General features: G+C 59.9%; 14 protein-coding genes. 6 read left to right on the top strand and 8 right to left on the bottom strand.

Annotated elements, in window-relative coordinates; all coding sequences use genetic code 11:
* Positions 1 to 102 precede the first annotated feature (102 nt).
* Entirely contained in the window at positions 103 to 1,206 is a 1,104-nt protein-coding gene (locus tag KVG85_RS04255) for a polyamine ABC transporter substrate-binding protein (protein WP_217863057.1), read from the top strand.
* A gap of 73 nt (positions 1,207 to 1,279) precedes the next feature.
* The gene (locus tag KVG85_RS04250; protein WP_217863056.1) at positions 1,280 to 2,404 is read left to right on the top strand and encodes a DmpA family aminopeptidase; all 1,125 of its coding nucleotides are present in this window, start codon (positions 1,280 to 1,282) and stop codon (positions 2,402 to 2,404) included.
* 216 nt (positions 2,405 to 2,620) lie between these two features.
* Here KVG85_RS04250 and KVG85_RS04245 read toward each other — a convergent pair whose 3' ends face one another.
* Complete coding sequence (locus tag KVG85_RS04245) at positions 2,621 to 3,241, bottom strand: TetR/AcrR family transcriptional regulator (RefSeq protein ID WP_217863055.1); 621 nt, start codon at positions 3,239 to 3,241, stop codon at positions 2,621 to 2,623.
* Positions 3,242 to 3,400: 159 nt separating this feature from the next.
* Between KVG85_RS04245 and KVG85_RS04240 the strand changes: the two genes are divergently transcribed.
* On the top strand, positions 3,401 to 3,841 hold the full coding sequence (locus tag KVG85_RS04240; protein ID WP_024013379.1) for a hotdog fold domain-containing protein: 441 nt from the start codon (positions 3,401 to 3,403) through the stop codon (positions 3,839 to 3,841).
* A 64-nt stretch (positions 3,842 to 3,905) separates the two neighbouring features.
* Here KVG85_RS04240 and KVG85_RS04235 read toward each other — a convergent pair whose 3' ends face one another.
* The 4 genes from KVG85_RS04235 to KVG85_RS04220 all read right to left on the bottom strand — a co-directional run bounded on the left by KVG85_RS04235 (position 3,906) and on the right by KVG85_RS04220 (position 7,779).
* On the bottom strand, positions 3,906 to 4,592 hold the full coding sequence (locus tag KVG85_RS04235; protein WP_217863054.1) for a GNAT family N-acetyltransferase: 687 nt from the start codon (positions 4,590 to 4,592) through the stop codon (positions 3,906 to 3,908).
* An 88-nt stretch (positions 4,593 to 4,680) separates the two neighbouring features.
* Positions 4,681 to 5,238 carry a YceI family protein gene (locus KVG85_RS04230; protein ID WP_217863053.1) on the bottom strand — a complete coding sequence of 186 codons (558 nt, stop codon included), beginning with the start codon at positions 5,236 to 5,238 and terminating at the stop codon, positions 4,681 to 4,683.
* 62 nt (positions 5,239 to 5,300) lie between these two features.
* Positions 5,301 to 6,326, bottom strand: coding sequence for an acyltransferase family protein (locus KVG85_RS04225; protein WP_217863052.1), 1,026 nt, complete (start codon positions 6,324 to 6,326; stop codon positions 5,301 to 5,303).
* A 94-nt stretch (positions 6,327 to 6,420) separates the two neighbouring features.
* Positions 6,421 to 7,779, bottom strand: coding sequence for an MATE family efflux transporter (locus tag KVG85_RS04220; RefSeq protein ID WP_217864929.1), 1,359 nt, complete (start codon positions 7,777 to 7,779; stop codon positions 6,421 to 6,423).
* A gap of 198 nt (positions 7,780 to 7,977) precedes the next feature.
* On the opposite strand from KVG85_RS04220, the gene KVG85_RS04215 reads away from it, so the two are divergent.
* Together KVG85_RS04215 and KVG85_RS04210 are read left to right on the top strand one after the other, a co-directional pair.
* Positions 7,978 to 8,547, top strand: coding sequence for a chorismate mutase (locus KVG85_RS04215; protein ID WP_217863051.1), 570 nt, complete (start codon positions 7,978 to 7,980; stop codon positions 8,545 to 8,547).
* A gap of 124 nt (positions 8,548 to 8,671) precedes the next feature.
* Positions 8,672 to 9,112 carry a phage infection protein gene (locus tag KVG85_RS04210; RefSeq protein ID WP_217863050.1) on the top strand — a complete coding sequence of 147 codons (441 nt, stop codon included), beginning with the start codon at positions 8,672 to 8,674 and terminating at the stop codon, positions 9,110 to 9,112.
* Positions 9,113 to 9,186: 74 nt separating this feature from the next.
* Here the strand turns inward: KVG85_RS04210 and KVG85_RS04205 are convergent, their stop codons facing one another.
* The gene (locus KVG85_RS04205; RefSeq protein WP_122508059.1) at positions 9,187 to 9,522 is read right to left on the bottom strand and encodes a hypothetical protein; all 336 of its coding nucleotides are present in this window, start codon (positions 9,520 to 9,522) and stop codon (positions 9,187 to 9,189) included.
* A gap of 177 nt (positions 9,523 to 9,699) precedes the next feature.
* Between KVG85_RS04205 and KVG85_RS04200 the strand changes: the two genes are divergently transcribed.
* A complete protein-coding gene (locus tag KVG85_RS04200; RefSeq protein WP_217863049.1) occupies positions 9,700 to 11,355 on the top strand; it encodes a sensor domain-containing diguanylate cyclase in 1,656 nt (551 codons plus the stop codon).
* A 506-nt stretch (positions 11,356 to 11,861) separates the two neighbouring features.
* Here the strand turns inward: KVG85_RS04200 and KVG85_RS04195 are convergent.
* Positions 11,862 to 12,239, bottom strand: coding sequence for a c-type cytochrome (locus KVG85_RS04195; RefSeq protein ID WP_217863048.1), 378 nt, complete (start codon positions 12,237 to 12,239; stop codon positions 11,862 to 11,864).
* 40 nt (positions 12,240 to 12,279) lie between these two features.
* Positions 12,280 to 13,611, bottom strand: coding sequence for an aminotransferase-like domain-containing protein (locus tag KVG85_RS04190; RefSeq protein ID WP_217863047.1), 1,332 nt, complete (start codon positions 13,609 to 13,611; stop codon positions 12,280 to 12,282).
* Between the last annotated feature and the right edge of the window lie 66 nt (positions 13,612 to 13,677).

Below are 13,677 nucleotides of genomic sequence, written 5' to 3'. Positions count from 1 at the left end.
CTTTCGAGTAACCCATGATGGGAATGGGGCTGGTGTGACCGGCCCGTTAGCCTGACCACTCCAGTTCATCACCGGCCTGCGACAGGCCAGGAGTGCCGCATCATGCGTCGTCACCGTGGATCTATCAACCCGAGCCTGCTGGCCTGTTTTTGTCTCTCCTCGGCTGCCATGGCGGCAGACGTACCGAGCGTGCATGTCTACAACTGGTACGACTACATCGGGCCGAACACGCTGCATGATTTCCAGCGCGACAGCGGCATCCGGCCGGTGTACGACACCTTCGACAGCGCCGAAGTGCTCGAAGGCAAATTGATGACCAGCCGCAGCGGCTACGACGTTGTAGTAGCGAGCAACTTCAGCCTGCCGACCCTGATCAAGGCCGGCGCCCTCGCCCCGTTGCCTCGCGATCAACTGCCAGGCTGGCAGAACCTCGACCCCGAGCTGTTGAAGAAACTCGCGGTCAACGATCCGGGCAATCAATACGCCGTGCCTTACCTGTGGGGCACCAACGGCATTGGCTACAATGTCGACAAAATCCGCGCGGCGTTGGGTGACAAAGCGCCGGTGGATTCCTGGGAGTTGCTGTTCAACGAAGCCAATCTGGCCAAACTGGGCGAGTGCGGCGTGGCGATGCTCGATTCGCCGTCGGAGATGCTGCCGGTCGCTCTGCATTACCTGGGCTTGCCGCCGAACAGCACCAACCCCGAAGACTACAAAAAAGCCGAAGCGCTGCTGCTCAAGCTGCGCCCGCACATCGCCTACTTCAACTCCTCGAAGTTCATCAGCGATCTGTCCAACGGCAATATCTGCGTGGCAGTTGGCTGGTCCGGGGCGATGCTCGAAGCCAAGACCAACGCCGAGCAGGCCAACAACGGCGTAAAGATCGCCTACAGCCTGCCAAAGGAAGGCGCGCCGGTGTGGTTCGACACTCTGGTGCTGCTCAAGGACGCCCCCAATCGCGCCCAAGGCCTGGCGTTTATCGATTACCTGCTGCGACCGGAGGTGATCGCGCCGGTCAGTGATCACCTGTCGTACCCGAACGGCAATCGCGCCGCGACAACGCTGGTGGCAGCAGCAACTCGCGACAACCCGGCGGTGTACCCGTCCCCTGCCGCCATGGCCACCCTCTACACCCTCGAACCCTTGCCCAAAGCCGCCGAACGCGTGCGTACGCGGGTGTGGAGCAAGGTCAAGAACGGCCAATAGTCCGCGCAAGAAATCTGCCTGCCTCATCCGAGCGGTAAGCCGCCCGACCTTTTGAATGAAGAGACTGAATCTTATGAATCCGCGTGCCCGTGATCTCGATATCCTGATTGGCCAGATGCAACCCGGCCCGCTCAACGCCATTACCGATGTGCCGGGGGTGCGCGTCGGTCACAGCAATGTACGCGGGCGCGGCAGCAGCGGCCGTGACATCTGCACCGGCGTCACGCTGATCGAGCCGCGCCCAGGCTCGACCAGCCAGCAACCGTGCTTTGCCGGCGTGCATGTACTCAATGGCAACGGTGATGCGACCGGCCTGGAATGGATTCGCGAGGCCGGTCTGCTGACCAGTCCGATTGCCTTTACCAACACCCACAGCCTCGGTGTAGTGCGGGATGCGCTGATTGTGCTGGACCGTGAGCAACAGCCGGATGACGGGCGGCTTTACTGGAATATGCCGGTGGTGCTGGAGACCTTCGATGGACTGCTCAATGACATCAACGGCTTTCACGTCAAACCCGAGCATGTCGCCGAGGCGCTGAACGGCGCCGTGGACGGGCCGGTGCGCGAAGGTGCGGTGGGCGGTGGCAGCGGCATGATCTGCCATGAGTTCAAGGGTGGCATCGGCACCGCATCGCGCCGTCTGAGTGCTGCCCAGGGAGGCTGGACCGTCGGCGCGATCGTGCAGGCCAACCACGGCATTCGCAGTGAATTACGCGTCGATGGTTACCCGGTCGGGCGCTATATGGAACAGAAGGATTCACCGTTCCTGCGGGCAGCGCTGCCGCACCCGGGCATGGGCTCGATCGTCGTCTGCCTGGCGACCGATGCGCCGCTGCTGCCCCATCAATGCACGCGTCTGGCACAGCGTGCCAGCCTGGGCCTGGCGCGTACCGGCGGCGGTAACGAGGACCACAGCGGCGACATCTTCATTGCCTTCGCCACCGGCAATGATCACGTCCCGCCTGCCGCTTACGAGGCTAAACGCGCAGCCACCTGTGACGGTTTGCGCATGGTTAACAACGACCACATCAGCGAGCTGTTTCTGGCCGCGACCGAAGCCGTTGAAGAAGCGATCATCAATGCCCTGCTCGCCAGCGACAGCAGCGAGGGCAACGGCCATTCGGTGCCGGGCCTGGATGGGCAGACGCTTCTGGCGGCGCTGAAAAAATCCGGTTGGCCGGGATCGCGTCCGGCATGAACCGGCATTGTGCAGGGACGACTGGCGGTACTTGAGCCGTCCATTGCACGCTCCTAGGATGAAGGTACGCGGTGACTGGATTGATCCGGCGCTGCGTAGGCGTGGGTGTTCTGAACCCCAATCAAGCCCACGCTTTGCTTCACACGCCTCTTGAGCCTCACGGGCTCTACTTCCTCCCCATCAAAGAGCTTTGAGGCTCTTTTTTGTCTACGTATTTCAGTTCTCGACGCGAATCGAACGCCATGCCGCTTGCGCGAGCACTTCGCGATAGGCGCTCGGGCTGCCTTTCACTCGCCCTGCCAGCCAGGCTCGGCAGTAGCTGTCCGCTTGGCCAATGATCAGCGATGGCAGCAGCTCGGCAGGCAAATCCTGCAGTTCGGCGGCGCGACCCGATTGCGTCAGCCATTGGCGCAGACGCAGGTTGCGCGTCTTGTTGCGCTCGGCCAGCTCGTCCTTGAACGGGCCTTTGGTCACGGCGAACCGCGCGTGGTACTGGAAACGCGCCCACTGCGGCTGTTGCTCGACCCAGTCGACATAACTGAAGACCAGCGCCTGCACGCCTTCTTCAGTGGTATTGGCCGCGTCCAGATACGCATCACGCAAACGCGCCTGATCCTCCAGCGCGGTGAAAAACAGCGCCGCGACCAGCCCTTCCTTGTTGCCGAAATGGTGATAGATCGCGCCGACGCTGGTGTCGCACTCGGCACGGATCATTTCGATGGTGGTGGCCTCGATCCCCTGTTCATTGAACAGGCTCAGGGCCTTGCGAAAGATATCGCGTTTGAGTTCGGCGCGGCGGCCGGGGTAGCTGCGTTCCAGTATATCGGCGGTGTCCATGCTGCTCGGGTCCAAAAAAGGAGGTTGATAAAGGCGTCACGTGCCCGTGAACAAATCGCGCCTAGGTTGACAGATTTGCCGCGAACAGAATACCGTTCCGTTACAGAACATAATTCTGTAACGGAACATCATTCTGCAAACTACCCAGCGAGGCTTCCCATGAGTCAATCTCTCAGCATGTTCAACAGCGTCGGCCCGGATGCATTCAGCAAAATGGCCTGCCAGTTCGCCCCGTACTTCAGCAGCATCAATCCGCTGATTTCCGAGTTGCGCCCGAATGCCGCCACCGTGCAAGTGCCGTTTCGCAAGGAAATCACCAACCACCTCGGCACGGTGCACGCGATCGCCATGTGCAACGCGGCAGAACTGGCCGGCGGAATGATGACCGACGTGTCGATCCCGGCCGGCGCGCGCTGGATTCCCAAAGGCATGACCGTGGAATATCTGGCCAAGGCGAAAACCGACGTCACCGCTGTGGCCAGCGCTGAAGGTGTGGATTGGCAAAGTGATGGCGACAAGGTAGTCAACGTCGACATTCACGATTGCGAGGGTAAAAAAGTCTTCACCGCGCGCATCACCATGAACGTCAAGCTCGGTTGAGATTGCAGGCACAAAAAAGCCCTTGCCGCGGGATGCGCAGCAAGGGCTTTTGATTGGCCGACGATCAGTGCAGGGTCAGGCGCTGACGGACAAATTCTTCTACGTGGCGGCTGGTCTGGTCCAGATGGCGATCGCGTTGTTTTTCCGCATCGAGCATCGCGCGCTTGCCGTTCTTCTGCAGCAGATAGGTGTGAATCTGCTGCACTTCCAGCGAGCGATAGATCGGCGTGGTGTCGATGAACCCGCGCAGGCCGTTGCTGCGGTAATGCCGCGTGCTCATCAGCACCTGGGTTTCGCGCTGGCCGATCACTTCAAAACCCAGTGCCTCGAAATACGGCACCTTGCCAATGCTGCAGGCCAGTTCCGCATGCGGATAGCGCCCGACCATGTCCGCGAGCAGCGCCCGCGCCACACCTTGACGCCGATGGCCTTCACGCACTGCCATGTAGGCGACGCTGCACGCCTCCCAGTCGCCCTGCACCGGGAGACAGATGAGGAATCCGATGACCTGCTCCGGATCCTCATCATCGGTGGCCACCAGCAATTCCACCTCGGTGCCCTTCTGCCCGTTCAACGCCTCAAGGTACAGATGCACCTCATAACCGACCGCGTACTGATAAACGTTGTACAGCAGATTGCTTGGACCGAGGCCGACCGCACTGATGTCGGTCAGGTAATCGACGACCATTTGCAGGATCTGGCTGTTGACGCTTTCCGGGCATGGGGAGGTGTAGTGGGTGATGCGTGGCATGGGCAAACTCCGGCGATAAAAAACGTTGCCGATGATCAGAGCCGTCGACGAACCGCGACATCATACCGTGGCCGGATCTATTGAACCGTCACTGTTGTGGCGCCACCACCCTGAATTTGATGTTGATGTCCCTCGACACCACGCTGTCAGCCCACTCCCCTGCGCCGAGGCCGAACTCCTCTCGATTGAGCACCAGCTCACCGTCGAAGATGCCGATGGCGTTGTCCGGTTTCAACTGCACCGGCACCTCGACCTCGCGAGTGATGCCCTTGAGCGTGAGCTGACCGGCGACTTGGTAACGATGCTCGGCCACCTGGGTGAAACGGCAGGACTTGAATACCGCGAGCGGGAATTTTTCAGTATCGAACCACGCCGGTTTTACCAGTTCGGTATTGGCGTCCTCGCTGCCGGCATCAATGCTGGCGAGATCGATATGCAGCGTGGTTTGGGCTTTGCCGAGGTCGTCGGTATCGAAGTCCAGCGTCGCCTCGAACTTGCCGAAGGTGCCGTACATTCGCGAGCCCATCTGCTGATAGGTGAAACTGATCTGGCTGGCGCTGGTGTTGACCCGGTTGTATTCAGCGGCCTGCGCACCGACCATGACGCACGATGTAAACGCGGCAAACAGCAGCAATCGCAACGTCATGACATTCTCCTGGCGGCGTGTGTCGTCGAGGGCCTTGGTTGACTTAAGCAAACAGCAGAGCGTTATGCCAGTTCACGCTCACCCACAGGAGATGCAATTTTCTCGGCGCTATCCGGTTGAACCGGCCTTTCCTTCGCCCTGCCGCGCAGGTGGTGTCGCAACTTCAGCGCCGGACGCTCGACGCAGTAATACGTCAGGCCACTGCAGAAAAATGACAACGCCAGCACCGCTCCTACAACGTGGGCGTCATACGCGACGGGCCAAAAACCTCGCAGTAGATACATCACCACAAAGTGGTTGAGAAACACGCCATAACTGATATTGCCCAGGAACTCGTCCATCCGGTGGAACTTGAGTTTGGTCAACAGGTAGACCAGGGGAATGCCCACGGCGATACCGAGAGTGACTTCGGCATTGAACGGACGACGCTCAATCCATCCGACCATGATCGCTAGAAACATCAGTCCCGCCGCAACGGCTGTGCCGGTGACAACGACCATTGCTCTGATATTGCGTTGGTACAGATAACAGCCGCACAGGAAAATGAACAACACGCCCGGCAGCAGACGATATCCATAGATGTCGGTATTGATAAAGCCAAGGCACGCCAACAAAAAAATCCCGACCGAGACAGCAAAGGCGACACCCTGCGCCTTGAAAATCAGCAGAAACGGGATCAACAGATAAAAACTCATTTCCAGCCCCAGCGACCAGCCAGGTGGCAGGATCTCGGTCCCGCCGACGCCGAACATGTAATAGCCAAGCGGTAACATGAGCAAACTGGTGGACAGGGTTTTCCATGTCAGCTCAGCCGCTTGGGGCGTACCGGGCAACAGAAAATGAATAACCAGACACGAGGCGACGAAGTAGACCAGAAATTGCGGATACAACCTCAGAGCCCTGTCGATATAGAACAGACCGATCTTCCTCGGCTCACGGTAATTTCGCTCGATGAGCGAAGCCATGACGAATCCACTGATGATCAGGAACGAAATGACGGCGATCACACCAGGATTCAGTCCGGCGAACTTTTTGCCCATATGAGATACAGCGACCAACACCGCCAACAGCAGTCGAAAAACTCCCACTTGAACCCTCGTCATTCCCTTATTGTTGTGGGCGCATACGCTACGATGCTTTCGTCTCGGGGAACAGAGAAATGTTTGCCCTCAATAGCTGCTCTTATACCAATCGTTCTATCTTCTGATGCTTCCACACCAATTTGTAATACAGGGTCTGCAAGATCAGCATCCCCAGGTAGGCAACCGGAAACGCCATCCACACCCCCTGCAAACCGAACTGCCCGTCGAGCCAGTATGCCGCCGGCAACTGCACGCCGACCACGCAGACAATCGAAATGACCACCGGCACCAGGACGGTGCCGCTGGCGCGCATGATCCCGCCGATGATGGCCTGGAAACCGAACACCAACAGGCTCCAGAGCATGATGTGCAACAGATGCTCGGCCATCGCCCGGGTCGAGTCCTCGGTCAGGAACAGGCCCAGCAACCAGTGCGATAACAGATAACCCAGCACAATCAGGCCACCGGTCAAGCACACATTGATCAACAGCCCGGTGCGCAGGATCGGCCCCATGCGTTGCAGATCCCCGGAGCCGATCGCCTGGGCACCAAGGATCGACGCGGTGATCGCAATCGACAGCGCTGGAAACTGCACATAGTTGACGATCTGCGTTACTGCGCCATACGCCGCCGTCGCTTGCGAGCCGTGCTGGTTGACCAGTGCCAGGATCACCAGCTCCGATAACGACAGCACGATCATCTGTACCCCGGTGGGCAGGCCGATGCGCAGGACCTTGCCGAGAATGACCCGATCCAGTCGCAGCGCGGCGAAAAACTCTCGATCCGGCGCCAGCGGATGCCCCTTGCGGATCAGCCGCCAGGCCAGCCACGCCATTGCCGAAAGATTCCCCGCCAGCCCGGCATACGCCGCGCTCTGAATGCCCAATGGCGGCAAACCCAGCCAGCCGCGAATCAACGCCGGCGTCAGCGCCAGCCCCACGGCGGTGGAGACGATCAGCGCGAGCAGTGGTGACAGCGTATCGCTGACACCACGCAGCAATTGGGTGAACAGCACAAATACCAGCAACGACGGCAGGATCCACAACATGACGTGGGCGTAGGCCACCGCGTCGTCGAGTACATCCGCCGGCGTGCCCAACCCCGTCAGTGCCTGTCGCGCAAACACCGTGCCCAGCACCGCCGCGACCAGACCGATCAACACACCCAGCAGCAGCGTCGCTCCGGCAATCGCCTTGACCATGTGCGTTTCGCGCGCGCCCCACGCCTGGCCGATCAACACGCCCGCGCCAGCGCCGAGGCCGATGACCAGGGCGATGAAAAAGAATACGACAGGAAACATGCCGGACACTGCCGCCAGCGCTTGAGTGCCGAGCATCTGGCCGATGTAGATGCTGTTGACCGTCCCGGACATCGATTGCAGGAAGTTCGACAGCACCATCGGCGCGAGAAACAGCAGATAGGTTTGCCAGAGCGGTTTGGCGAAGGTGGCGCTTTGCATTGAATGGAGGTCCATCTCGACGGCGGCAGCCTGATTGACGATAGCTTCGGTGAGTTGCGTGCAGCGTGCAATCAACATTTCCAGACGGTGTTGATTGTCTGTTTTGCATTTGTGTAAATGCCGTGCATCACTTTGTGTCAGTGTTGCGGCTGTGGTAAATCAGCGACTCTGTCGACACGTACTATTGAGGCTCGGTTCATGCGTAACGTTGCAAATTTTCTGCTTGGCTCCCTCCTCGCTCTGTCGGCCGTCTACGCGCAGGCAGCCGCACCCGCAGCGGCGCCTGCTTCGTTGAAACCGCTACTGGCCACTTTGAATGAACGCCTGAGCATCGGTGATCTGGTTGCGTTGACCAAGTGGGACAGCGGCAAGCCGATCCAGGACAGCCCGCGTGAGGCGCAGGTCATCGCCAATGCCCGAACTCTGGCCACCGAACACAAACTCGATCCGAACGACGTCGCGCAACTGATCGCCGCACAGATGGAAGCGAACAAACTGGTGCAATACGGTCTGCTCGCGCAATGGCAAGCGGCAGGTGCTGCACCGGACACACCGCGTCCGGATCTGGGCAAACAGATCCGCCCGCGCCTGGATGAACTGCAAAAGCGCTTGTTGCAGCAGTACGCCGCCTTCGCGCCCTATCGCCAGGATCCGAATTGCCCAGCGTGGCTGGCCGATGTCCGCAACGGTCTGGCCGCCGATTCGCTGCATGACCTGGCGCTGATTCGTGCCAGCGGCGAGTTGTGCATCCGGGCGAAAGCGCTCTGAATCACCGCTCCTGGCAAACATCATCGGCGTCGATGTTCACCATCACGTCAATGAAGTTCTCATAAAAACTGCGCGGCGTAACATCGGCTCCAGACAAACAAACAACTTCCTGGAGCACACGATCATGAAACGCCAAACCCTTCTCGGCATCGCTTTCTCGGTTTTCGCAGTTAACGCTTTTGCAGTAACGCCTGCTCACACCCTGGTCGCTGAAGGCGGCTCGGACAAGCTGATCGAAAGCCGTCTGGCTGAAGGCGGTTCAGATCGTCTGATCGAACGCCGTGTTGCCGAAGGTGGTTCGGATCGTCTGATCGAACGCCGCGTTGCCGAAGGTGGTTCGGATCGTCTGATCGAACGCCGTGTTGCCGAAGGTGGTTCGGACCGTCTGCTCGAACGCCGCGTTGCCGAAGGTGGTTCGGATCGTCTGCTCGAACGCCGTGTTGCCGAAGGTGGTTCGGATCGTCTGATCGAACGCCGTGTTGCTGAAGGTGGTTCAGATCGTCTGATCGAACGCCGTGTTGCCGAGGGTGGTTCTGATCGTCTGATCGAACGCCGTGTCGCATGAATCAATCCCATTACCGCAGCACCCATGAAAAAGCCCGGCCTGATCAGCCGGGCTTTTTTGCATTCAGCCGACGCTTATTGCGCGGCTTTCAGCTTGACCACGTCACCGGAGATGGTGGTGGTGTAGCCGGTCAGAACCCAGGCCCAGAACCAGTTTTCCTGAACCTGCGTGTTGATCATTGCATCGCCGCCCTTGGCTTGGATGGCCGCGTTTTGCGCGCGCACAAATCGGCTGTTCTGGCGGATAGGGATGATGCCAAACAGCAGCAGGCCGGTGGCCGATGCTTCGCTGTGGCCAACCACGGTGTATTGGTTGCTGTCGTAATGGGCGGTTTTCATCGGGGCGCCGGTGCAACCTGCCAGAACCACACCGAACAGTGCGGCGGCGACTACTTTGCTGAGGTATTTCACAGTAAAACTCCATGGGGGAACGCCCGGGATCCGTCTCTCGGGCGGCGCGCATTCTAACCAAAATGATGGCTCATTGGCATCAATCTTCTTTGTATTTACTTGAACCCGTTCGCTGGCCCGCCGTCGGCGATGTCGCATACCATGGCGCCACTTCAATAAAGACAGACACCCGCCTCCATGTTCAAAGCCAGTCTGCGTAGCCATCTCACCCTGTGGTTCGGCGGTTTGTCCCTGCTGACGTTATTGAGCGTCGGCTTTTATGTCGGTCATATCGCCACCGAACAAATGAAACAGGCCAGCGGCAACGCGTTGCTGAACACGGCGCGCGCGGCGGCGACGTTATTGGGTGAGCAACTGCGCGAGCGGCAACTGGAGGTCTATCTGCTCAGTCGCGCGCCGCATCTGGAGCGTGGCGATCTGGACAATCCAGCCATCCTCAAGTCGATGCAGTTGCGCACCCAGGCGCGCGCCGAATATGCGTGGATGGGCGTCACCGACGCCGAGGGTAATGTGCGCCAGGCCGTCAATGATCTGCTGGTCGGTCAATCGGTGCAGAAACGCCCGTGGTTCCAGATCGGCCTGCGCCGGCAATACACCGGCGATCCCCATGAAGCAGTGTTGCTGGCCAAGTTGTTGCCGGGCCTGCCCAATGGCGAGCCGCTGCGCTTCATCGATTTCGCCGCGCCAATCCACAATGCCGAAGGACAGGTGATCGGCGTGCTGGGTGCACATGCGCACTGGAGTTGGGTGACGCGCATCGTCGAGTCGGCGGCGTTTTCCCACAAGAACTCGGCGCCGGATATTCAGGCGCTGATCGTCGACCACGATGGCAAGGTGCTCTACCCCGAAGCGCTGATGGGCCAACAACTGGCGATCGGCGATTCGGTATTGCCGGGCTGGACAGCGGCCAACGGTTACCTGACCAGCATGGTCACCGTGCCGACGCCATCGGGCACGGCGCTATCATGGTCGATCGCCATTCGCCAGCCACTGGAAACCGCGCTGCAACCGGCGCGGATGCTGCAATACGAATTGCTGATCCTCGGCGTTTTCGCCGCCATCGTTTTCGGTCTGGTGGCTTATTACTTGGCGCTGTACCTGAGCCGCCCAATCGAACAACTCGCGCACTCGGCCAAACAGGTGCAGAACAACCAGTCCGGCGCACAGTTCCAGCTCCAGCATCCGGTACTGGAAATCGCCCAGCTCGGCCAGTCCATCGACGCAATGACGCAGTCACTGCTCGGCAAGGAACGCGAACTGCAAGAAGCCAACGCCTCGCTTGAAGCCACCGTGGCGCAACGCACCGCCGCACTCACCGAGGCCAACGCCGAGCTGCTGAGCCTGGCCACTCACGACGGCCTGACCGGCGTTTACAACCGTCGCCGGTTTGACGAAAAAATCACTGAATACTCGCTGCTGTCCCGACGCACCGGACGCCCGTTTGCCCTGCTGCTGATCGATGCCGACCACTTCAAACGCATCAATGACAGCCACGGCCACGCGGTCGGTGACGAGGTCCTGCAACAACTGGCGACCTTGATCCAGAACAGCGTACGCAGCACCGATTTCGTCGCCCGCTACGGCGGCGAAGAGTTCGCCGTACTGCTGCCGGAAGTCACGCAACCCGACACCCCGGAAGTCGTAGCGGAAAAGATCCGCGCAGCGGTGGCCGAAGCGCAGTTTCCCGGCGTCGGCATCGTTACCGTGAGTATTGGCCTCGGCCTGGCAGATCCGGCGGACAACAACCATACGACGCTGATCAAACGTGCCGATCAGCAGCTGTATCAGGCGAAAGCTGCGGGGCGCAATCAGATTGCGTTTCATGCCCACTGACACCGGCGTATATCAACCTGAGACGGGCTGCCATCGCTGGCAAGCCAGCTCCCACAGGGATGGGGTAAAAGGCGGAAATATGGGTCGGCTGGAGAACCGCTTTCGCGAGCAGGCTCGCTCCCACAGAAAAGCAATGCAGCGCATCTGCCCGCGGCGAAGCCGCCCCACTCAACAATGAGCGTTAGCTCGAGTGCTTTTGATCTTGATCCACGGGCGACGTCGGAAGGCTGAGCGGAGGGATTGATCCGGGCGTAGGAGCGCAGCGACCGTCTGGCGCAGCCAGACACAGCGCAAGGAGGTGCAGCGAAGCAAACCGTAGCCGCTGCGCCCGGATCGATCCCGCAGCGAAGGAACCCCGAGCTTGCGAGGGGCCGAACGCAGGAGCAAGCCTTTTGGGTTACCTTTTTGGCGTTTGAAAAAGGTGACCCGCCGTAAGGGCGGAACCCTAAGCAGCCGTTACCGCAGCAATGGATATGTACTCAATCAGCCAGAAAACCATCGCCCGACTAGGGCTCAGCACTGAACATCTGCAGATAAGCCAATAAATTATTCAACTTCTCCTCATCACTCAGCCCCCAGAAAATCATCCGCGTCCCCGGCACCACCCCTTTCGGATCCTTGAGATAAGCCTTCAGCGTTGCCCGATCCCAGGTAATCCCCGAGTTTTTCATCGCATCGGAATAAACATAATTTGCCGAAGTCCCCGCAGCCCGGCCAATGATGCCGTTCAACTGCGGACCAAACCCCGAACGAGCCGACTCGCCAACCTGATGGCAACCGCCGCACAGACGCGGGAAGATTTTCGCCCCGGCCTCAGGATCGCCCTCAGCCTGTGCACTGGCGCTGAAGATCAAGGCGAGAAACAGTGTCGTGGTGAATTTCATTGAACAGTCCAAACCTGACTTTGCATGGCGTGGGCGCAGTTTACAGATAAGCGCCGATGATCGTTCTGACGGTGATCAACGCCTGACGCAACACGTGCATGTCCACCGAGCCGAGAGCCAGACGAATCGCATGGGGCGTATGGGCCGACAGCGAAAACGGCTCGGCGCTGGTGACGGAAATCTGCTGCTGCATCAACTCGGCCACGATCTGATCGGCACGCACATCTTCGGGCAGCGGCAGCCAGAGAAAATACGAAGCCGGATGAGCAATGTAGCGCAGCCCTTTGAGCACCTCGGCGGCCAGGGCCTGTCGCGCCATCGCATCACGACGTTTCTGCGCCTCAAGCACGGTGACGGTGCCATCTTCGAGCCAGCCGCACGCGATCGCGGTCATCACCCCGGGCGTGTTCCACGTCGTCGCGCGAATGACTCGCTCCAGTGCGGGCACTTGAGGCAGCGGCGCGGCAATGAAGCCGACCCGCAATCCGGTGGCGATGTTTTTCGACAGGCCCGATACGTAAAACGTCCGTTCCGGTGCCAGTTCAATCAACGGACATGGCGGGTTTTCGACCAGAAACGCGTAGGCAGCGTCTTCAATGATTGTCAGATCGTGCCGCCGGGCAATCGCCACCAATTGTTCGCGCTGTCCCGGTGGCATGACCCAGCCCAGCGGATTGTGCAGCGTCGGCATGCTGTATACGGCGCGCACCGCACGCTGGCGACAGAGTCTGTCCAGTGCCGGCAAATCCGGGCCGTGCTCCGTCATCGGGATCGCCAGCACCTCCAGATGCAGCGCGTCGGCCAGCACCTTGAATCCCGAATAGGTCAGCGCATCGGCGGCGATCACATCGCCGGGTTTGAGCAGAGCCATCAGCGTCACCGCCAAACCTTGCTGAGCGCCGTTGACGATCAGCACTTGGTCGGCTTCAACGGTCACGCCGCGTGTGGACAAATGTCGCGCGACCGAGGCGCGTTCGTGGGTACGCCCGGCGTGGGGTTGATAACGCAACAACGCTTCCAGATCACCGGACAACGCCAGTTGCCGCAACGCCGTGCGCAACAGCTCGGCCTGACCGGGCAACGAGGGATAGTTGAAATTCAGGTCGATCATGCCGACCGCCACGTCTTTCTGATCAATGCCCTGCCCCGGCGCCAGCGACGTTTCCCGGACAAACGTGCCGCGCCCAGCTTCACCACTGACCAGGCCCATCGCTTCAAGCTCGGCATAAACCCGTGAAGCGGTAACCAGCGCCAGTCCTTCCTGGCTCGCCAGCTGCCGATGCGTTGGCAGTCGCGTGCCCGGCGCCAATCGTCCTCCACGAATGTCTGCCGCATAGCGGTCAACCAGAGTCTTGTAACGGGAACGCGGCATATCGGCTGTATCCATGACAATTTTTTGATTGTGCTGATTCTCCGCCCTAGGATCACGGCGACACAA

Origin of the sequence: Pseudomonas triticicola, from assembly GCF_019145375.1 — a bacterium.
GTDB lineage: Bacteria > Pseudomonadota > Gammaproteobacteria > Pseudomonadales > Pseudomonadaceae > Aquipseudomonas > Aquipseudomonas triticicola.
This window is presented reverse-complemented; position numbering and strand designations above follow the sequence as displayed.

Excerpts from the sequence above, each read along its gene's own strand:
- KVG85_RS04255 (WP_217863057.1), top strand. The coding sequence starts at position 103 with ATGCGTCGTCACCGTGGATCTATCAACCCGAGCCTGCTGGCCTGTTTT.
- KVG85_RS04250 (WP_217863056.1), top strand. The coding sequence starts at position 1,280 with ATGAATCCGCGTGCCCGTGATCTCGATATCCTGATTGGCCAGATGCAA.
- KVG85_RS04245 (WP_217863055.1), bottom strand. The coding sequence starts at position 3,241 with ATGGACACCGCCGATATACTGGAACGCAGCTACCCCGGCCGCCGCGCC.
- KVG85_RS04240 (WP_024013379.1), top strand. The coding sequence starts at position 3,401 with ATGAGTCAATCTCTCAGCATGTTCAACAGCGTCGGCCCGGATGCATTC.
- KVG85_RS04235 (WP_217863054.1), bottom strand. The coding sequence starts at position 4,592 with ATGCCACGCATCACCCACTACACCTCCCCATGCCCGGAAAGCGTCAAC.
- KVG85_RS04230 (WP_217863053.1), bottom strand. The coding sequence starts at position 5,238 with ATGACGTTGCGATTGCTGCTGTTTGCCGCGTTTACATCGTGCGTCATG.
- KVG85_RS04220 (WP_217864929.1), bottom strand. The coding sequence starts at position 7,779 with ATGCAAAGCGCCACCTTCGCCAAACCGCTCTGGCAAACCTATCTGCTG.
- KVG85_RS04215 (WP_217863051.1), top strand. The coding sequence starts at position 7,978 with ATGCGTAACGTTGCAAATTTTCTGCTTGGCTCCCTCCTCGCTCTGTCG.
- KVG85_RS04210 (WP_217863050.1), top strand. The coding sequence starts at position 8,672 with ATGAAACGCCAAACCCTTCTCGGCATCGCTTTCTCGGTTTTCGCAGTT.
- KVG85_RS04200 (WP_217863049.1), top strand. The coding sequence starts at position 9,700 with ATGTTCAAAGCCAGTCTGCGTAGCCATCTCACCCTGTGGTTCGGCGGT.
- KVG85_RS04195 (WP_217863048.1), bottom strand. The coding sequence starts at position 12,239 with ATGAAATTCACCACGACACTGTTTCTCGCCTTGATCTTCAGCGCCAGT.
- KVG85_RS04190 (WP_217863047.1), bottom strand. The coding sequence starts at position 13,611 with ATGCCGCGTTCCCGTTACAAGACTCTGGTTGACCGCTATGCGGCAGAC.